General features: G+C 68.1%; 17 protein-coding genes. 14 read left to right on the plus strand and 3 right to left on the minus strand.

What is annotated here, in order from left to right; all coding sequences use genetic code 11:
• The first annotated feature begins 9 nt into the window (after positions 1 to 9).
• From NRB56_RS37155 to NRB56_RS37170, 4 genes are all read left to right on the plus strand, one after another.
• The gene (locus tag NRB56_RS37155) at positions 10 to 762 is read left to right on the plus strand and encodes an enoyl-CoA hydratase-related protein (protein ID WP_153349062.1); all 753 of its coding nucleotides are present in this window, start codon (positions 10 to 12) and stop codon (positions 760 to 762) included.
• 264 nt (positions 763 to 1026) lie between these two features.
• Positions 1027 to 2286, plus strand: coding sequence for an acyl-CoA dehydrogenase family protein (locus tag NRB56_RS37160; protein ID WP_319944085.1), 1260 nt, complete (start codon positions 1027 to 1029; stop codon positions 2284 to 2286).
• Positions 2287 to 2421: 135 nt separating this feature from the next.
• Entirely contained in the window at positions 2422 to 3060 is a 639-nt protein-coding gene (locus NRB56_RS37165) for a TetR/AcrR family transcriptional regulator (RefSeq protein ID WP_153349063.1), read from the plus strand.
• Between the two features lie 16 nt (positions 3061 to 3076).
• Positions 3077 to 4474: a phosphotransferase family protein gene (locus NRB56_RS37170; protein WP_153349064.1), complete on the plus strand. Its 1398-nt coding sequence runs from the start codon at positions 3077 to 3079 to the stop codon at positions 4472 to 4474.
• A 442-nt stretch (positions 4475 to 4916) separates the two neighbouring features.
• On the opposite strand, the gene NRB56_RS37175 is transcribed toward NRB56_RS37170, so the two are convergent.
• Positions 4917 to 5888, minus strand: coding sequence for an NAD(P)H-dependent flavin oxidoreductase (locus NRB56_RS37175; RefSeq protein WP_153349065.1), 972 nt, complete (start codon positions 5886 to 5888; stop codon positions 4917 to 4919).
• 152 nt (positions 5889 to 6040) lie between these two features.
• On the opposite strand from NRB56_RS37175, the gene NRB56_RS37180 reads away from it, so the two are divergent.
• From NRB56_RS37180 to NRB56_RS37195, 4 genes are all read left to right on the plus strand, one after another.
• On the plus strand, positions 6041 to 7219 hold the full coding sequence (locus NRB56_RS37180) for a thiolase family protein (protein WP_153349066.1): 1179 nt from the start codon (positions 6041 to 6043) through the stop codon (positions 7217 to 7219).
• Positions 7220 to 7228: 9 nt separating this feature from the next.
• A complete protein-coding gene (locus NRB56_RS37185) occupies positions 7229 to 8395 on the plus strand; it encodes an acyl-CoA dehydrogenase family protein (RefSeq protein ID WP_153349067.1) in 1167 nt (388 codons plus the stop codon).
• Between the two features lie 301 nt (positions 8396 to 8696).
• A complete protein-coding gene (locus tag NRB56_RS37190) occupies positions 8697 to 9467 on the plus strand; it encodes an enoyl-CoA hydratase (RefSeq protein WP_153349085.1) in 771 nt (256 codons plus the stop codon).
• Positions 9468 to 9532: 65 nt separating this feature from the next.
• The gene (locus NRB56_RS37195) at positions 9533 to 10039 is read left to right on the plus strand and encodes a Zn-ribbon domain-containing OB-fold protein (protein WP_227838658.1); all 507 of its coding nucleotides are present in this window, start codon (positions 9533 to 9535) and stop codon (positions 10037 to 10039) included.
• A gap of 67 nt (positions 10040 to 10106) precedes the next feature.
• On the opposite strand, the gene NRB56_RS37200 is transcribed toward NRB56_RS37195, so the two are convergent.
• Positions 10107 to 13382 (minus strand): protein kinase domain-containing protein, encoded by a 3276-nt coding sequence (locus NRB56_RS37200; protein WP_153349068.1) that lies wholly within the window; start codon positions 13380 to 13382, stop codon positions 10107 to 10109.
• Between the two features lie 222 nt (positions 13383 to 13604).
• On the minus strand, positions 13605 to 15074 hold the full coding sequence (locus NRB56_RS37205) for an MFS transporter (protein WP_153349069.1): 1470 nt from the start codon (positions 15072 to 15074) through the stop codon (positions 13605 to 13607).
• A 129-nt stretch (positions 15075 to 15203) separates the two neighbouring features.
• On the opposite strand from NRB56_RS37205, the gene NRB56_RS37210 reads away from it, so the two are divergent.
• The 6 genes from NRB56_RS37210 to NRB56_RS37235 all read left to right on the plus strand — a co-directional run bounded on the left by NRB56_RS37210 (position 15204) and on the right by NRB56_RS37235 (position 20061).
• The gene (locus NRB56_RS37210) at positions 15204 to 15797 is read left to right on the plus strand and encodes a TetR/AcrR family transcriptional regulator (RefSeq protein ID WP_153349070.1); all 594 of its coding nucleotides are present in this window, start codon (positions 15204 to 15206) and stop codon (positions 15795 to 15797) included.
• A 464-nt stretch (positions 15798 to 16261) separates the two neighbouring features.
• Positions 16262 to 17107 carry an NAD(P)H-binding protein gene (locus tag NRB56_RS37215; RefSeq protein WP_153349071.1) on the plus strand — a complete coding sequence of 282 codons (846 nt, stop codon included), beginning with the start codon at positions 16262 to 16264 and terminating at the stop codon, positions 17105 to 17107.
• A gap of 27 nt (positions 17108 to 17134) precedes the next feature.
• A complete protein-coding gene (locus NRB56_RS37220) occupies positions 17135 to 18154 on the plus strand; it encodes a 2-dehydropantoate 2-reductase N-terminal domain-containing protein (RefSeq protein WP_153349072.1) in 1020 nt (339 codons plus the stop codon).
• A 51-nt stretch (positions 18155 to 18205) separates the two neighbouring features.
• Complete coding sequence (locus tag NRB56_RS37225) at positions 18206 to 18976, plus strand: meso-2,3-butanediol dehydrogenase (RefSeq protein WP_153349073.1); 771 nt, start codon at positions 18206 to 18208, stop codon at positions 18974 to 18976.
• Between the two features lie 322 nt (positions 18977 to 19298).
• Positions 19299 to 19730, plus strand: coding sequence for a nuclear transport factor 2 family protein (locus tag NRB56_RS37230; protein WP_153349074.1), 432 nt, complete (start codon positions 19299 to 19301; stop codon positions 19728 to 19730).
• A gap of 61 nt (positions 19731 to 19791) precedes the next feature.
• Positions 19792 to 20061: a CHAT domain-containing protein gene (locus tag NRB56_RS37235; RefSeq protein ID WP_153349075.1), complete on the plus strand. Its 270-nt coding sequence runs from the start codon at positions 19792 to 19794 to the stop codon at positions 20059 to 20061.
• The last annotated feature ends 108 nt before the right edge of the window (positions 20062 to 20169 follow it).

Raw genomic sequence — 20169 nt, forward strand, 5'->3', positions numbered from 1 at the left:
GGAGATTGCATGAAACGCGTGAGTACTGAGCGTCGAGGGCGGGTGCTCGTCATTCGGATGGACCGGCCGGAGAAGCGCAACGCGGTCGACGCCGCGATGACCGCCCAACTCGACGCGGCGCTCGACGAGCTCGAGGACGATCCCGACTTGTGGTGCGGCGTTCTCACCGGCGGACCGGACATGTTCTGCGCGGGTACGGACCTGGCGAACGGCCGGGGCGCGCCGACGGAGCGTGGCGGGAACTACGGCATCGTCAAGCGGAAGCGGAAAACTCCGCTGATCGCCGCGGTGGACGGGATCGCGTACGGCGGCGGTTTCGAGATTGTGCTGGCCTGCGACATGGTTGTGGCCGGCCGGTCGGCGCGTTTCGCCCTGCCGGAGGTGTCCCGAGGGGTGATCGCGGACTGCGGGGCGCTGTTCCGGACGCCGAGGCCCCTACCACTGAATGCCGCGAAGCAGATGCTGCTGACCGGGCAGCCGATGTCCGCCGTCCGAGCTCATGCGCTCGGCCTGGTCGGAGAGCTGGTCGAGGACGGCGCCGCGCTCGAGGGCGCCCTCGTCCTCGCCGAACAGATCTGCGGCAATTCACCCTTCGCGGTCGGTGTCACGCTCGAGGCGGTCGAGCAGGTCGCCGGTGCCGCCGACGAGGAGGGCTGGACAGTCACCGCCGGGGCCTCCGCGGCGATCGCCGACAGCGCCGACCGCTTCGAGGGCGTCGCGGCGTTCCTGGAGAAGCGCAAGCCCAATTGGGTGGGACGGTAACACTGCGCGGTCCTGACGGACCGTCGGGACGAGCTGTTGCAGCCGCCGCGCGGCGTTCCGAACTCGGTCTGCCGGGCCGTCGCCGAGTCCTCGGTGAAGCCGGAGGCTGGTACCCCTCGGACCTGAACGCTTGTTCGGGGTGCTCGGTCGGCGAGGCGCCCAATCGGCGGCCCGGTTCGTCGATTTTGTAGAGGTGTATCCGTGCTCTTTCATCGGCGCAATCACTTGTGTCATTCTTGACTTAACGATCGTTTAGGAGGATTTGTGGATTTCACGCTTCCCGTGGAACTGAGCCAGAAGCTGCACGAGCTCGACGCTTTCATCGAGGCTGAGATCAAGCCTTTGCAGGCTCAGGACGACAATGAGAGGTTCTTCGATCATCGGAGGGAATGGGCGCGAACGGACTTCGAGGCCGGCGGCATTCCGCGACGGGAGTGGGAGGAACTGCTGGGCGAAATGCGCCGCCGAGCGGACGCCGCGGGCTGGTTGCGTTACGCCCTGCCCAAGTCCGTCGGCGGGCAGGACGGCTCCAACTTCGACATGGCCGTGATCCGCGAGCATCTCGCGCACAAGGGTCTCGGGCTGCACAACGATCTGCAGAACGAATCCAGTGTGGTCGGGAACTTCCCGATCGCGCACATGCTGCTCGCCTTCGCCACGCCCGATCAGCTCGACGAGTACATGGAGCCGATGCTTCTCGGCGAGGGGGGGATCGGGTTCGGCCTGACCGAGCCCGACCACGGCTCGGACGCCACCTGGATGGAGACCCGCGCGGTCCGTGACGGGGACGACTGGATCATCAACGGCGCCAAGCGGTGGAACTCCGGGATGCACTCGGCCACCCACGACGTGGTGTTCGCCCGCACCAGCGGGAAGGACGGCGAAGCCCGCGGCATCACCGCTTTCTTCGTACCGGTGAACTCGCCCGGATTCTCGGTGGACTCTTTCTGGTGGACGCTGAACATGCCCACCGACCACGCCGAAGTGACCCTCACCGACGTTCGGGTGCCGAACTCGGCGATCTTCGGCGAAGAGGGCATGGGGTTGGCGGTGGCGCAGACCTTCGTGCACGAGAACCGGATCCGCCAGGCCGCCGCCGGGATCGGCGCGGGCCAGTTCTGCATCGACCGCGCCGTGGCCTATGCCCGCGATCGGGTGACGTTCGGGGCGCCGCTGGCCACCCGCCAGGCCGTCCAGTGGCCACTGGTGGAGTTGCAGACCGAGGCGGAGATGCTACGCGGGCTGGTCCGAAAGACCGCATGGGAACTCGACCGGGTACCCCACATGGAGATCAGCGACAAGGTCTCGATGTGCAACTACCGAGCGAACCGATTCGTGTGTGAGGCGGCTGATCGGGCCATGCAGGTGCACGGCGGGCTGGGATACTCGCGGCACACACCCTTCGAGCACATCTACCGCCATCACCGCCGCTACCGAATCACCGAGGGGGCCGAGGAGATTCAGATGCGCAAGGTCGCCGGCTACCTCTTCGGCTTCGCCGGGCCCAACAAGGTGCGCAGATGACCAGGAAATTCGGTGAACTCGCCGATCGGCTCGTCGGCGATCGAGCGAAGCGTTCAAACCCGTCTCGGTACTGCCCGGTACACTTCCGCGAAGCGTCCGGAGCCCCGGGCGGGCCGGTGAACTGGAGAGGGATCGATGGCGCGAGCACACCAGCCGGCCGCGCGGCCCACGAGCGCGGCGCCGGGCGTCGCAGCGATCATCGAAGCGTCGATCGTGACCATGGCCGAGCACGGCTACCACGGGACGTCGGTGCGGGACATCGCGGAACGGGCCGGGCTGAGCGCCACGGCAATGTATCACTACTTCCCGTCGAAGCAGGCCCTGCTCGCGATGATCATGGAGCGCGGGATCGACGCGTTGCTGGACCGGACCCGCACGGCGCTGCAGCGGGCGGGGAACAATCCGGCCAATCGGCTGTGCGCGCTCGTCGAGGAGCAGGTCCTCTTCCACGTCGAGGACCCGCACAGCACTCTGCTGGGCACCAGCGAGCTGAGGGCGCTGGAGGAGCCGGCGCGCACCCCGCACCTGGCCAAGCGGCACGCGCAGCAGCGGATGTTCGACGACGTGGTGTCTCAGGGCGTCGAACTCGGGGCCTTCCGCACACCGCTGCCCACCGAGGCGTCCCGGGCGATCGTCGTGATGTGCACGGGCGTCGCGAGCTGGTTCTCGCCGGACGGACCCGCCTCGGCGGAGGAGATCGTGCGCCGCTACCAGCGCTTGGCGCTGGACATGGTCGACGCCGTAGCTCTCGCTCCGTGGGAGATCCCCGCCTGACGCGTGAGCGTGGGGCATGACCATCACCGACGAGACGCGCCGGCCCACCGGCGACCCGGCCGACCGGGCCGTGCTTGCGGAACGGCTCGCACGTCGGCTCACCGGCCTCTTCGGCGAGCGGGTGGAGGTCGTCGAGCTGCACCGGCTCACCGGCGGCGCAAGCCGAGAGACCTGGTCGTTCACCGCCCGGACCGGCTCGGCCGCGCATCGGCTGGTGCTGCGGCGCGACCCGCCCGGCACCGACCGTGCGGACGGTATGGCCATGGAGGCCCGGTCCATCGCGGCTGCGGAACGGAACGGGGTCCCGGTACCGCCACTGGTCGATTACAGCACGGACGCCGCCGCTGTGGGGGCGCCGTACCTGCTCACCCGGCACGTCGACGGCGAGACGCTCGCTCGCCGACTGCTGCGCGACCCCGAGTACGCGCAAGCCCGGAGGAAACTGGCCGCGGAGCTGGGCCGAGCCGCTGCCCGGGTGCATGCGATCCCCGTAACCGACGTGCCGGGACTGGAGCGCCGGGACCCGTTGGAACACCTCCGGCAGCTCTACGACGAGCTGGGCGAGCCGCTGCCGTCGATCGAGATCGCCCTGCACTGGCTGACGAAGCACCGCCCGGCCGACGTGCCGGACACGGTCGTGCACGGTGACTTCCGCAACGGCAACATGATCGTCGCGGCGGACGGGCTCAAGGCTGTCCTCGACTGGGAGGAGGTGCATCTGGGCGACCCACGCGAGGACCTGGGCTGGCTGTGCGTGAAGAGCTGGCGGTTCGGCACCGCGCCTGCCGCGGGCGGGTTCGGCTCGCTCGATCAACTGCTCGACGGCTACGCCGAAGTCGCGGGCCACCGGCCCGACCCCGGCGCGGTCCGCTGGTGGCAGGTCTACGGCACCGCACGCTGGGCCGTGGGATGTCGGCAGATGGCTGAGCGACACCTCTCCGGTGCCGTGCCGTCGGTGGAACTGGCCGCGATCGGGCGGCGCGTGTGCGAGCAGGAACACGACCTGTTCCTCGCGCTCGGGCACCCTGTCGGCGAACTGCCGGACCTCGTCCAGGCCCCGCCGTCGGACCTGCACGGACGCCCCACCAGCCGCGAGCTGCTCGACGCCGTCTCGCTCTACCTGCGAGCGGACGTCATGTCCGGCACCACGGGGCGACTGAGCTTCAACGCCCGCGTCGCAGCCAACGTCATCGACACCGTCGCGCGGGAGCTCGAGCTCGAGCCGGAGCAGGAGCGCCGTCACCACGAACGGCTTGCCCGCTACGGCCGCGCCGACCAAGCCGGCCTCGCCCTCGCGATCCGCGCCGGCGTCATCGACCCGGAGGATCCGGCGCTGCTCGCGGCGGTCCGGGCGGAAATAACCGACCGGGTTCTCGTGGCCAACCCGAATTACCTGTCCCATCCCGGGGAATGAACCTGCCACCAGCAGTGAGACCGCAGGGCCGGCTCGCCCGGCGATGCGCTGGTGGCCGGGCCGCGGCGGGTGTAGCTCCTTGCCGACCGACCCTCGGGTGGTGCGTGGTCGGCACGGAATCGCCCGCCGCGGCTGTCAGCCAGTACCGGTTCCGGCACAAGTAGCGCGGATCCGATCAGGAGTTCGACGGCGGAATGCGGCCGAACGGACTCGAGTGCGGGCCCGCGCCGGCCACGGTTCGGCGACGATCGGCACGCCGTTGCAGCGAAGAGCGTCGCCGGTATGAAGGGGCGCAGGTCAGCGCCTGTCGGACCGTGGTGCCGGAACGAGTCCGACCTGCTGCGTCCCGCGGACCGGGCAGGCGCACACCGGCGCGCTTGCCCGAACCGGACGGTTCACCGGTAATCGAGGCGGCCGCACTGCGAGATCGTGCGTGCTCCGCTCAGTTCAGTAAACCGGTCAACCGGCCGGCGATGAGATCGCGGGCCTCGGCGACGATCCGGCCGATCAGCTCCGCCACGGTCGGGACGTCATGTATCACGCCCTGCACGAGGCCCGCGGTCCAGATGCCCAGTTCGAGGTCGCCGGTTTCGAACACCTTCCGGCCACGCGCGCCCGCCACCAGCTCGCGCACGTCCTCGAACCGGCCACCTCGGTCCAAGATGGAGACGACTTCGCTGCTGACCGCGTTCCGCGCCACTCGCGCGGTGTTGCGCAGCGGCCGGAAGATCAGTTCGGTGTCCCGCTCCGTAGCGGCCACCAGGCGTTGCTTGACCTTGTCGTGCACCGGGGCTTCGACCGTGGCCAGGAACCGGGTGCCCATGTTGATCCCGTCCGCTCCGAGCGCCAGCGCCGCGACCAGGCCGCGGGCGTCGCCGAAGCCGCCCGAGGCGACCATCGGAATGGTGATCTTCTCCGCGGCGGCGGGGATGAGCACCAGTCCGGGGATGTCGTCCTCTCCGGGGTGGCCCGCGCACTCGAAGCCATCGATGGAAATGCCGTCGACGCCGAGTTCCTCGGCCTTCACCGCGTGCCGGACGCTGGTGCACTTGTGCAGCACCTTCACGCCGCCCGCCCGAAAAGCGGGAAGGTGTTCTGCCGGGTTGAAACCGGCCGTCTCCACGACGGGTATTCCGAATTCCACGATCACATCCCGGTACTCCGCGTACGGCGGCGGACTGATCGAGGGCAGGATCGTGAGGTTCACGCCGAAGGGTTTGTCGGTCATCTCCCGGCACCGCGCGATCTCCTCGGCGAGATCCTCCGGCGTCGGCTGAGTCAGCGCCGTGAGGAAGCCGAGACCGCCCGCGTTCGCGACGGCGGCCACGAGCTCCGCACGGCCGACCCACTGCATGCCGCCTTGCACGATCGGATGTTCGACGCCGAACACCTCGCAGAACCTCGTACGCACCATTTCACTCACGGACCTTTCGCGTCGGCAGCTGCGGACACACGATACTTAGCGATCGTTAAATTCAGAAGTGATCTACGTCTCTTATCGGCCCCTGATGCCTTGACATTCCGCCAAAAACTTAGCGATCGTTAAGTGAATCAAGGAGGACTGCCATGACCAGCGCCGTCATCGTCGACGCCATTCGCACCCCGTCCGGCAAGGGCAAGCCCGGGGGACAGCTCTCGGACGTGCATCCGGCCGACCTGCTCGGTCGTGTTCTGCGCGCGTTGACCGAGCGGACGGGGCTGGACCCGGCTCTGGTAGACGACGTGCTCGGCGGCTGCGTGAGCCAGGCCGGCGAGCAGGCACTCAACATCACCCGGAATGCCGTTCTCGGGGCCGGGTTCCCGGAAGCCGTGCCTGCGACCACCATCGACCGCCAGTGCGGGTCGAGCCAGCAGGCAGCGCACTTCGCCGCGCAGGGCGTGTTGGCCGGCGCTTACGACGTCGTTATCGCCTGTGGCGTCGAGTCGATGAGCCGGGTCCCGATGGGAACGCCGGGCCTCGGCCAGGACCCGGCCGGCCCGGCGGTGGCCGCGCGGTATCCCGAAGGCTTGGTCAACCAGGGCGTATCGGCCGAGTTGATCGCCGCCCGGTGGAAGTTCGACCGCGGCGAACTGGACGAATTCTCGGCACGGTCCCACGCGCGAGCCGCGGCCACTGCTGCTTCGGGCGGCTTCGACGCGGAGATCCTGCCGGTCCGGGCCGGCGACCGCACGCTCACCGCGGACGAAACCGTTCGGGCCGGCACGACGGCCGAAAAGCTGGCCGGTCTCGCCCCGGCGTTCCGCGACGACCGGGTGGCGCAGCGTTTTCCCGAGATCGACTGGAAGATCACGCCGGGCAACTCCTCCCCCCTGACCGACGGCGCTTCCGCGGTGCTGATCATGAGCGAGGAGAAGGCGAACGCGCTCGGCCTCCGGCCGAAGGCCCGTTTCCACAGCTTCGCGGTGACGGGCAGTGACCCGCTGCTGATGCTGACCGGTGTCATCCCGGCGACGCAGAAACTTCTCGCCCGTGCGGGACTGTCCATCGCGGACATCGACGCCTACGAGGTCAACGAAGCGTTCGCCCCTGTCCCGCTCGTCTGGCAGCGGGAGTTGGGCGCCGACCCGGAACGACTGAACCCGCGCGGCGGCGCGATCGCACTGGGCCATCCGCTCGGCGCGTCCGGCACCCGGCTGCTCACAACTCTGGTCCATCACCTCGAGGCGACCGGTGGCCGCTACGGGCTGCAGACCATGTGTGAGGGCGGCGGCATGGCCAACGCCACTCTGATCGAGCTTCTCTAGGAGCATCGTATGGACCGGCACCTGTTCACCGAAGACCACGACCGATACCGGGAAGTCGTGCGCGAGTTCGTGACTCGCGAGGTGGAGCCGCACCTGGAGCGCTGGGACCGGGACCGCCTCATCGACCGGCCGGTCTGGCTGGCGGCTGGAAAATACGGCCTGATCGGGCTGGGGGTTCCCGAGTCCGACGGCGGCGGCGGGGAGCCGGACTACCGATACCAGGTCGTGCTGATCGAAGAGCTCGCCCGAGTCGGCGCGGCGTCGTTGATCTCCAGTTTTTCCGTGCAGGACAACATCGTCATGCCCTACGTCCGGGATTTGGGCACCGCGGACCAGAGGCGACGCTGGCTGCCGGGCATGGCGTCCGGCGAACTGATCGGCGCGATCGCGATGACCGAGCCCGGCGCGGGCAGCGACCTGCAGGGGATCCGCACGGCGGCCCGGCGCGACGGGGACCACTGGGTGCTCGACGGGCAGAAGACCTTTATCACCAGTGGAGTCAACGCCGACTTCGTCATCGTCGTCGCCCGGACCGATCCCGACGCGGGATCGCGAGGGTTCAGCCTCATCGTGGTCGAGACCGGGACGCCCGGTTTCACCCGCGGGCGCAAGCTCGACAAGATCGGCATGCACGCCCAGGACACCGCTGAGCTCTTCTTCGACAATGTGCGTGTCCCGGCGGCGAACCTGCTCGGCGAAGCGGGCGGCGGGTTCGTGCACCTGATGGAACGGCTCCCGCTCGAACGCCTATCCATCGCCACCTCAGCACTCGCGGGCGCGGAGGCGGTATTCACCGAGACCCGCCGCTACTGCTTCGAGCGAAGGGCATTCGGCAAGCCGATCGGGGACTTCCAGAACACCCGTTTTCAGCTCGCCGAGATGGCGACCGAGCTGGATGTGACGCGCGCCTACCACGACCTGGCTGTTCTGGCATTGAACGAAGGCACGCTCGGCGTCGTCGACGCCGCGAAGGCCAAGTGGTGGGCCACCGAACTGCAGAAGCGCGTGATCGACCGGTGCCTGCAGCTGCACGGCGGCTACGGCTACATGCTCGAATATCCCGTTGCGAAGGCCTTTATCGACTCGCGCATCCAGACCATCTACGGCGGCACGACCGAGATCATGAAGGAGATCATCGGGCGCGACATCGCCCGAACAGCCCGGACGCCCCGCTGACATGCGCGGACCTCGTACCGGCGGTCTACAGGTCGTTGAACCGTCCGTACCCGGCCCGGCCCGCCCGCGGCACGGTCCCCGCTGACCTCGAGGGCATTCCAGGATCGAGACCGGCCCAGCGCCTCGCTTGGGCGCGGACGCGCCCACCGTCGACGCTGTACTGGGTGTCGCTGAACGCCCGGCGTCGGGCCGGGCGACCGCCCCTTCCGATCCAGGACCTTCGGACCGTGACCAGGTCCCCCAGCATCGTCTCAACCCGGTACGGATATCCGACGCCGTGCTGCTGACCGAAAGGCCTCAGATGTCCCCTGTGACCGTGCACACCGCGGATTGCGCTCTCCGCATCACGTTCGATCGACCGACCTCGCTCAATGCGCTGACCGGCGAAATGCTCGGCGAAGTCAGCGAACTCGTCGAAAAATCCGCTCACGACGACGACATCAGGGTCATCGTGCTCACCGGCGCCGGGCGAGCTTTCAGCTCCGGCGCCGACATCGGCGAAGTGAACGCCGACCGAGAGGTCGGCCCCGAAACGCTCGACAACGCCAACCGCCTCATCCGTGCCATAAGACGGGTGCCCAAGCCGGTGGTCGCCGCGGTCAACGGGCCCGCAGCCGGAGTGGCCTGTTCGATCGCGCTGGCCGCCGACCTGACTGTCGCCGCGGAGTCGGCCTACTTCCTCCTCGCCTTCGCTGGTATCGGGCTGATGCCGGACGGCGGAGCAACCGCGCTGGTGCCCGCCGCCGTCGGCCGGGCTCGGGCGGTTCGGATGGCGATGCTCGGCGAACGCATCGACGCACGGACCGCCGAAGAGTGGGGCATGATCTCACTAGCCGTCCCGGCCGACCAGTTCGTGACGACGGTGAATGATCTGACCGCCAAACTGGCGACCGGTCCGACCGCCGCCTATGCCGAGACCAAACGCGCGTTCAACGCGACCGCGCTCGCGCAGCTGGAAACCGCGCTCGACGTGGAGCGAGCTGGGCAGACGGCTCTGTTCGCCACTGCCGACTTCGCCGAGGGAACCGCCGCCTTCGCCGCGAAGCGACGTCCCCGGTTCCAAGGCAAGTAGGAGATTCGGCCACGCACGTGTGCGGTCGCCGCCGCTTCTCGGATCGGAGGTACCCGGAAACGGGTATGTACCCGGCCATCCGGCCCTCGTGTGAGGGAGATCATCTGATCGATGCTGGTACAGACATCGTCAACACCATTTCGGAGATACCCATGGACCCCTGCGATTCAGTGCGGACCGGCGTGGCCGGTGGCATTCGAGCCCTGTGCGCGGAAGACACTTTGATGATTCTGCGCTGTGACGGCTGCGGCAGGGTATTCGCGCCCTTGACGGCGTGGTGCTCGAAGTGTGCCTCGTCGGTGCTGGAGCAGGTCCCGTCGGGCGGGGTCGGTTCGATTCTGTCGTGGCGGGTGGTGGGGCGGGCGGGTTATTGCGGAGACGACGATCCGGAGCCGCTGACGATCGCGATCGTCGAACTCGACGAGGGGCCGTGGGTGTATGCCGCCATCGAGGGAGGTGTGCCGTTGCTTCCGGTCGGTCCCGTGCGTGTCCGTTTCACGCCGCGTCGCCGCGAGGATCACTTTCCGGTATTCGCGGTCACCGGAGACCGGTGGGCTTCCTGTTCGGCTTGAACAAACGGACCCGCAGGGGACCGCTACCGTCCGGCAGCCGGCAAGACCCGCCCCTTGACGTGCACGGCTATCGTTCGCCGGCTTCCACGACCCAGGCGGCGATTTTGGTGCGGGAGTTGAAACCGAGTTTGGCGAGGATGTGCTCCACATGTCCGTGAACGGTTCGCTGGGAAATCACGAGCTTCGCGGCGATCTGCTTGTTGGTGAGACCCTGCGCGACAAGTTCCGCGACCTGCCGCTCGCGTAAGGTCAGTTCGGCGAATCCTCCGATCGCCCGTTTCTCGTCCTCGGGCTCCTCGCCGAGCGCGTAGGACACGGCCGCCGGCATATCCATCGCTCGGCCGCGCCGGAATGCGGCTGCGAATCCCCGGTCGCCGAGAGCCGCCCGTGCTCTCTGTTCGCACTCGTCGTGGTAGTGCATGAGATGCGGAATGCCGTGCACGCCGGCGGACTGCCAGTATGCCTGGACGGCCCCCATCAGAATGGCTGCGTATTCGGCTGCGTCGGGAGAGGCGATCCAGGCCATCGCCTCCAAACTGGTCGCGGCGAGAAACGGACTGCGCGCCGGCTGATCGACACGCAGGGCCTTCTCGAGCAATATCTGTGCCCGTCGAGGCTCGCCCTGTTGCCACGCTCCGATCGCTGTGCCCCACAGAGCGGACGACCGATACAACGATTCCCCGCGAGCCTCGGTGATGGTGAGAATCTGCTCGTAACACTCCATCGATCGGCCAGGATCATCGTTCAGGAGGTGTGCCCATCCGAGCAGTTCGAGACAAATGAGATACATGTACTCGGGTTGATCGCCACCGAACACCTGGAGACCTCGTTCGGCAGCGGAGCGTATCCGCGCATAGTCGCGGTGGAAGAACGCGGCGAACGCGTCGGTTTGGTCGATCAGCGTTGACGCGCCGGAGGCTGGATCCGCTCCGGCGAGCGCACGCGCTTGTGCGGCGAGAGTATCAACCGATCGCGAGTCGTCCTGGAAGGCAGCCATCAGAATGCCGGCGTAGAGCGCCTTGGCGCGGTCCGGAACGGAATAGACAAGGGGCCGGTCCAGGAAACGATCGAGCCATCGGCGGCCTTCGCCGTTCATCGCCCGGAACGCCCAGAAGACCGCCAGAGCCGAGGCGGTGCGCAGTCCGGCTGCAGCTGTTGCCTCGTCGCTGTTCTCCGCGACGCTGTATTCGAGCGCTTCGCGAAAATTGGGTTGTTCGCGGTCGAGCCTGGCGATCCAGTCGAGTTGGCGTTCGCTGATCCATCCCGCCTCGGCGTCGGATGCCAGGCGCTGACACCAGTCCAGGTGCCGTCGACTCAGCCGCTGATCCGCGCCGGCGGACTGCAGCTGTCGGCGGCCGTAGTCGCGCAGAGTCTCGAGCATCCGAAACCGCACCACCGCCCCGGATTCGTCCCGGATCAGGATCGACTTGTCCACCAGGGCGGCCAGCCCGTCGAGGACCCCGTCGACGGGCATGTCCTCCCCGCACACCCCCTCCGCCGCGTCGAGCTCGAAGCCGCCGGCGAATACCGACAAGCGGGCCCACAATTGTTGCTCGAGTGGGTCGCACAGCTGGTAACTCCAGTCGATGCACCAGCGCAACGTCTGCTGCCGCGTCGGCGCCGTGCGGCTGCTGCGGGTCAAAAGCGCGTACCGATCGGTGAGCCGCTGCAGGATCTGTTCGGGTGACATCACGCGCAGCCGCGCGGCCGCCAGCTCGATCGCCAGCGGCAGCCCGTCCAGGCGGACACAGATACGGGCGACGGTGGCCATGTTGTGTTCGTCCAATTCGAAGCCCGGCACCGCGGCGGCGGCGCGGTCGGCGAACAGGGTGACCGCGCCGTATTTCGGTAATCCACGCAGCGACTGCTTGCGGTTGGGGTCCGGGACCGCCAGCGGGGGCACCAGCAGCACGGCCTCCCCGGTGATGTTCAACAATTCCCGGCTGGTGGCCAGGACCCGCAGCCGCGGGCAGGCTCGCAACCACGTATCCACCAACCGGGCCACGTCGGCCACCATCTGCTCGCAGTTGTCGATCACCACCAGCGCCTGGCGAGCGGCCAGAAACTCGACCACCACCTCGGACATCGTTCGTGTCGACTCGTCGGGCAGCCCCAGGGTGGCCGCCACGATTCCGACCAGCAGCGACGGATCCGACACGTCGGCGAGGTCGATCCACCAGGTGCCGTCGGCGAAATCGCGCCGCACAGCCGATGCGACCCGCAGCGCCAGCCGCGTCTTGCCGACTCCGCCGATTCCCGCGAGGGTGACCAGCCGCGATGAGGCCAGCAGGCGCTTCGCCTCGGCCATTTCCGAGCGTCGGTCGACGAAGCTGGTCAGATCCAGGGGAGTTGCACCGTGACCCGCGCCTGCCGGGCCCGTCGTACCCGTCGGCGAACGCTTGCCGGACACCGCGGGCTCGCGGTCTCTGTGTTCGGAGACCACTGCGCCCGGTGTGGCAGGCTCGGCGACCGAGAAGCCGTGGTGATGCTCCGTCCGCTGTATCGCCTCCCCCAACGCCTGCGCCGACGGCCGAGCGGCAGCGTCGCGACTCATCGCCGCCGCCACCGTCGCTGCCACATCGCCGGCTATCCCGCTTTCCCGCAGATCCGGTACCGGCTGCGAGGTGACCCGCAGGAACTGCGTCACCACGTTCTCCCCGCTGCGCCGCTCGAACGCCGCGTGCCCGGTCAGCGCGCAGAACAAGCTTGCCCCGAGCCCGTAGACATCGGAGGCTGGGGTAGGGCTGCCCCCTTCGAGCACTTCCGGAGCGGTGAAGGCCGGCGATCCGGCGATAGTTCCGGTCGTCGTTCGGAACCCGCCGGTGACGCGCGCGATACCGAAATCGGACAGCGCCGGCTCACCGTACTCGGTGAGCAGGATGTTTCCCGGCTTCACATCCCGATGCACGATCCCCGCCCGATGCGCACTGTCCAGGGCCCCGGCGAGCTTCACCCCGATCCTTAAAGCCGTCTCCAGCGACAAGGCGCCCTCACGCCGGATCCGAGTGTCCAGCGAACCCGCGGCAAAGTACGGCATGACCAGGAACGGCCGACCATCGGGGGTGCTACCGGCCTCTAGCACGGTCACGACGTTCGGGTGACCGGTCAACCGGCCCATCGCCTGCTGCTCCCGGAAGAATCGCGCACGATTCTCCTCGTCCAGCTGGGCGGTCAGCACCTTCACCGCCACTGTCCGGTCCAGAGCGGGCTGCCTGCAGCGGTACACCACGCCGAACCCACCCCGCCCGATTACCTCGGCGTCCTCGAATCCGGCCGCATTCAGTTCTTCCGTGACCGACATGGACAGGTCGCGAATTGTCCGGAACGCATCGCCTTCGTTCATCAGCCGTAGGCCCACCTGCCTGCGCGGTGCCGGCAACCCGGAACACGCCTCGGTCCATGGGACAATCTCAGCCTAGTCCGAGCGGATCATTCAGGGTCGCAATTCGACAAACATCGGGGCCGATCGGGTCGATGGGTGTCCTCGGCGCCTGTCCGATGAGCCGGGCGAGGGCGCCGGAGTGGGTTTCCATCTCGCCGGTGGCGTTCGAGGCGTCGGCGGGAGCTAGTGGACGGCGACGGATACCTGATCGTGATCCACGGCAGCCGAGGCGCGGTCGCGGACTCGCCGGACCAGTAGGCCGCCGACGACGGCGACGCCCACGAGGGCGAGAGCCGAGACGGCGAAGGTCACGTGGTATCCGTGCACGGCGGCGGCGTTGGACAGGGCCTGCGTGGACGGCCGTGCGCCGATGTACCGCGTGACCGCGCCGGCGTAGATGCTGCTCAGTAGTGCTGTCCCGATCGATCCGCCGACCTGCTGCACCATGTTGACCGTCGCGGACGCGACGCCGGCGTCGCCGGGGGCAACGCCGAAAGTGCTCGTCGAGACGGCCGCGCTGAAGGTCAGCCCGACACCGATCCCCATCACGACCAGCGCGGGCAGAACCACGGCCGGATACGAGTCTTGGACCGAGAGCGCCTGCAGGATCAGCAGCCCGGCGGCAGCGACCAGCGCGCCGGCGGCGATGAGCACCCTCGGACCGAAGCGGGGCAGCAACCGGCTGCTCAGGAAGGTGGAACCGGCGATGATCGCCAGCGGGAAGGGTACGAACGCCAGGCCGGTCATCAGCGCCGAGTACCCGAGGGTCACCTGCAGGTAGTAGGTGAGGAACAGGAACAGCCCGAACAGGCCCACACTCGTCAGGCCCAACGCGAGCAAGGCCCCGCCCCGATCCCGGTCCAGGACCACGGGCAGCGGCAGCAGCGGATGCGTCACCCGCCGTTGTACCAGTACGAACAGGGTGACCAGCGCGACGCCGCCGGCGAACGACCCCAGCACCACGACGTCGCTCCACCCCGCCGTCTCCACTCGCGCGAACCCGTAGACGATCGCGACCAGGCCCAGGGTGACCGTGGCGGTTCCCGGCATGTCGAAACGCGGGCGAGCCGCACGGGTGAGTCTCGGCAGTACTGCGGCCGCGCCGACGAGCGCGACGAGGGCGAACACGACGTTGACGAACATGCACCACCGCCACGACAGGTACTCGGTGAGCACGCCGCCCAGCAGCAGGCCGGTAGCTCCCCCCGAGGCGGCGACCGCGCTGAACACGCCGAACGCCTTCGAGCGGTCCTCGCCCTCGGGGAACATGGTCGTGACGAGGGCCAGCGACGCCGGGGCCAGCAGCGCGCCGAATGCGCCCTGGCCGGCTCGGGCGAGGATCAACGTCGCGAACGACGGCGCCACGCCCCCGAGCACGGACGCCAGGGCGAAGCCGGCCAGCCCGATCAGGAACGCCCGCTTCTGGCCGAACAAGTCGACCAGCCGGCCGCCGAGGAGCAGCAGGCTGCCGAACGCCAGGGCGTACGCGGTGACGATCCACTGCCGGTCGGCATCGGTGAAGCCGAGGTCGACCTGAGCGGCGGGCATCGCCACGGTCACGATGGTGGCGTCCAGCACCACCATCAACTGAGCGATGACGATGAACGCCAGCGCGAGCCACTTGCGACGGTCAGCCGCCCCCCGCCCGGCCATGAGCGAAGTCGAACGATCCTGCAGCGACACCGAGTCTCCCCAATCAGTCAGAAACGGACCATTTGTTCCGTATTGGGTTCCACGCTAGCAGAAACGGAATCTTTGGTCCACATCATGTAGGCTCGAACCGTGACCGAGGCACCAGCTTCCACCCCGAGGAAGGACGTCGCGCGCAACCGCGCCCGGCTGCTGCAAGCCGCCGAGCAGCTCTTCGCCACCGAGGGGCTCGACGTCACGCTGAAGGACGTCGCCCACCATGCCGGCGTCGGCGTCGGTACCGTCTACCGGCACTTCCCCACCAAGGACGACCTCGTCAGCGCGCTGTTCGCCGAGCAACTGGCCCGTGAGGTCGAGCGGGCGCGCAGGATGACCGAAGAGCCCGATGCCTGGCAGGCGCTCGTCCGCTATCTCGAAGACACCATGCTCGTCCAGGCCTCCAACTCCGGTCTGCGGTCGCTGATGTGCGTGAACGGTTCCCACAACCCGACCGTGCGCGAGTGCAAGACGGTCATCGACCCCTACGTCGAACGTATCGTGGACGCCGCCCACCAGCAGGGCACGCTCCGCTCCGACTGCACCGCGCGCGACATCGCCTACCTCCAGGTCGCGCTCGTAGGCATCATGGACGCGAGCCCGGAGTCACCCGGGCTGTACCGGCGACACCTCGGACTCTTCCTCGACGGTGTGCGGACCGAGAAGCGTACGGCTGAGCCCACTCTCTGAACCCGGACGCTCACGCTGAACCACATCCGGAGATGTGCCCTGGACGTGCTCGGTCCTCGGCCATGAGAAGCGGTAAAAGCTGATTCGGAATCCTTGGTCCGCTTCTGGTATCGTCCCTGAATCGGACCAAGTATTCCGGTTTAAACCGTGATCGGAAGATCCCGTTGTCATCGACCTCCACCACGAATCCACATGGGCAGACGACCCCACACATCCATCGCGCTCCGCGCGGCTCAGGCCGATCTCAGGTTCAGAGACCACGACCGTCAGTGGGCCGGGAACGCGTACGCTCTGGCGTTCGGCAGCCCGGTGCTGATCGGTGCCCGCGCTGCTGACCTGGTTGTATCGCCTTCGCCGCACCGGCGGCCCGACCGGGGTAACCGACGAGACACCAGCTCCCGTCGCGGTCCACTCACCATTCACACAAATCCACGCCTACACCACAGCCGAAAGGCAGAACGCTCATGACCATCGCCATCACCGGAGCCTCCGGCCAGCTCGGCCGCCTCACCGTCGACGAGCTCCTCGTCGCCGGCGTGCCCGCCGACCAGATCGTCGCCATCGTCCGCGACCCCGCCAAGGTCGCCGACCTGGCCGAGCGGGGTGTCATCGTTCGCCAGGCCGACTATGCAGATCCGGCCGCCTGGCCCGCGGCCCTCGAAGGCGTCGACCGGCTCCTGCTGATCTCGGTCTCCGGGCCCGGCGCGAGTACCGCGCACCGCAGCGTGATCGACGCGGCCGCTCAGGTCGGAGTCGGGCACATCGCCTACACCTCGATCCTCAACGCCGACCGCACCTCGAACCCGCTCGCCCCCGAGCACTGGAAGACCGAGCAGCTCATCGCCGCCGGCGATATCCCGTTCACGATCCTGCGCAACGCCTGGTACCACGAGCTCTACACGCGCCTGGTCCCCGACTACCTTGCTACCGGCGAGGTCGTCGGCAACACCGGCGAGGGCCGAATCTCCGGCGCCGCCCGGGCCGACTTCGCCGCCGCCGCGGCCGCGGTCCTCCTCTCCGGGGGCAACGAGTCGGACACGTACGAGCTCGGCGGGCCGTCGTTCACCCTCGCCGAGCTCGCGCAGGAGATCTCCGCCATCACCGGCAAGGACGTCGTCCATCGCAACATCACCGCCGAGGAGCACACCGCGGAGCTCCAGGCAGCCGGTCAGGGCGCGATGGTCGGCTTCGTCGTCGGCACCGACACCTCCATCGCCAAGGGCGAGATGCAGACCGACTCCGACGCGCTCAGCCGCCTCATCGGGCGTACACCCAAGACCCTCGCCGAGTCCATCCGCGCGGCGCTCTGACCGACTTGAACATAGAAGGAAATGCTCATGACTGACAACACCCCCCCGTCCTTCGGCATCGTCGGCGCGGGCTCCGTCGGAGTCAACGCCGCCTACGACCTCATCCGTGCCGGCGCGAAGGTCACCTTCCTCGTCCGGCCGCACCGGCGCGAGCAGCTCTCCCGGCCCCAGGTGATGTACTCCTACGAGACGCGCACCCTCGACCGGTTCTCCGGCTACGACGTCCTCACCGACCCGGCCGAGCTGTCGAACCAGCAGTTCGACTTCCTCATCGTCACCCTCGACAACGCGTCCCTGCGCGCCGAGGCGGGCCTGCGGCTGGTGCGGGAGATCGGCCGCGCGTTCCGCGGCACGAACACCGGCGTCATCCTCGCCGCCGTCGGCATCGAGGTCCGCTCCTGGTTCATCGCCGAGTCCGGTCTGTCCGAAGAGCAGGTCGCCATGGGCAACACCGGCGCGCTGATCCACGAGGTCGCCGCGGCGAACCTGCCCGTCGACCCCTCCGTCGACGCGGACCTGCTCGCCCGAGCGGACTACGCGTTCAAGCACCTCGGCCCGGCCGGATTCACCATCGACGACAGCTCCCCGAAGCTCGCCGAAGCCTTCACCGCGGCCTACTCCGGCGATGACATTCCGGCCGCGGCCATCGGGGCCGCACCCGAGACGGCGATCGGCGTCGCCGGTCTCGCGCCGATCCTCGCGTGGGGGCTCCTCGGCTGGCAGCCCCTCGAGAACGTCGACGCGTCGGGCGAGGTGTGGCAGCTCGGCGTGGCCTGCATGCGCGAGATCCAGCAACTCGGGGTGTTCGGACCCACCGGTCGGGCGGCCGCCGAGCAGACCACCCCGGAGGGGGTGCTCGGGATGTTCCGGCAGATGGCGCAGCTCTCCGAGCCGCTCGACTTCGCCGCGTTCAACGCCTACCACCACGGCGGAAAGGTGAACCAGCAGGACCTCGACTTCCTCGACGATGCCCGCAGGCGTGCCGACGCCGAAGGAACAGACGTGCCGGCACTGCGCGAGCTGATCAGCCGCCTCCGCGATGCCTGACCGTCCGCAGCCCACTCCACACCGACCACTTCCCCGAAAGGGACGACGTACATGACCGACCAGCGATTCGCCGGCAAGACGGTCGTCATCACCGGCGCCGGGTCCGGCATCGGGGCCGCCACCGCACGACGTCTGGCCGCCGAGGGAGCGAACATCGTCGCCGGCGCCCGGCAGCGCGACCGCCTCGACCGCCTCGTCGACGAGCTCGGCCCCGACCGCAGCCTGGCCGTCACCGTGGATGTCACGCGCCGAGACGACCTCGACCGCCTCATGCACGATGCGGTAGGCCGGTTCGGCCGCATCGACACGCTCGTCGCCAGCGCCGGAGCCGGCCTGTCGAAGCCGTTCCCGGACACCACGATCGATGATTGGCACGCCATGATGTCCGTCCACGTCGACGCGAGCTTCATGACAGCCCAGGCCGTCCTGCCGTACCTCGAACGGACGCGCGGCAGCATAGTGCACATCTCGTCGATCTCCGGGCTCGGCGGCGACGCCGGATCCACGGCCTACAACACCGCCAAAGCCGCGAAGATCAACTTCACCCGCAGCCTCGCCTTCGACGTCGGGCCGGCCGGCGTCCGCGTCAACACCGTCGCCCCGGGACTCACCATGGACGACGCGCTCGATGAGCGTGAGCCGTACCGGACCTGGGCCGCCCGGTCGACCGAACGACAAGCGCTTCCCGGCCATGCCACACCGGACGATGTCGCGGCTGCCGTCGCCTTCCTCGCCTCGCCGGATGCGCGCTTCCTGACCGGCCTCGTCGTCCCTGTCGACGGTGGCATCACCGCCGCGAGCGGACTCCCCAACTTCTTCTGACGGTTCGCCCGTCTCGGACCGCCGAGGCGATCCTCACTATGCAACGACAGGACTCTCAATGACCGTGTCAAGCCGCGACAGTGACTGGGTTCGATATATCGAGGGTGAATTCGCGTCCGTCACGCAGCAGACAACCCCGCCGACAGATCCCTGACAGCGAAACGACCGCAACAAACTCTCGATCAGCAGCCGGAGCGTCCAGCGCGGCAGGGCAGCCAGTCCTCACGAGCCTCGACATCAGGCAACCAACCATCGGCTGCACCCCAGCGCTCTGGGCATCCAGGGCACCAATCCCAGACACCTACAAACTCAGGAAGCAACCATGACCGAGACCGACGATATCGTCGCAATCCAGGCTCTGTACGCCGACTATGCCTACGCGCTGGACACCAAGGACTGGGACGCTATGAAGCAGGTCTTCGCGCCCGAGGTCGTCGGAGATTTCGCCGAGTCCGGTGGCATCAAACAAGGCTACGACGCTGTGCTGGACCAGCTCACGGGCGTTGCCGGCGTGCTGGACGGGTCCCACCACCTCATCGGGAACTTCCGGATCTCCTTCACCTCTCGCGACGCGGCGGATGTGCTCGCCTATGTCCAAGCTCAGCACATCCGACATGATGCCGAAGGCGGCGATCAGTACTTGATGGGCGGCATGTACCGGGACAAGGTCTCCCGCACGGAAAACGGCTGGCGACTCACCTTCCGATCCTTCACCCCAGTGTGGGCGCACGGGAATCCCGCCGTCTTCGGATAACCGGTCCAGGCCACGAGCGCAACCTACACGCCGTCCCGCGACGGTTTCCCGGCGAACGCCCATGCAGCGCGTGCGAACGCAACCTCGTCGTGCCACCGATCCCCTCACCGTCGCCGCGCTCGCCGAAATCCACCTCGACCATGCTCGACTGGCCTACCTCTCGGCCTGCGAAACGGCGCTGACCACCGATGCCCGGCTCCTCGACGAGGCGATCCATCTCGCTTCCGCGTTCCAGCTCGCTGGGTATCCTCATGTCATCGGCACGCTCTGGACCATCGCCGACCAGACCACCGTCCAGATTGCAGCGTCGTTGGGACTGCTGCAGGTATAGGTGACAACCGAGTTGGCTTGCCTTCGGGCGGGCTGGAAGGATGTCGCTGTGGCCAAGCCTTACCCCCGCGAGTTCCGGGACGATGTCGTCCGGGTGGCCCGCAACCGT

The organism is Nocardia aurantia (genome assembly GCF_009604425.1).
In the GTDB taxonomy this organism is placed as follows: domain Bacteria; phylum Actinomycetota; class Actinomycetes; order Mycobacteriales; family Mycobacteriaceae; genus Nocardia; species Nocardia aurantia.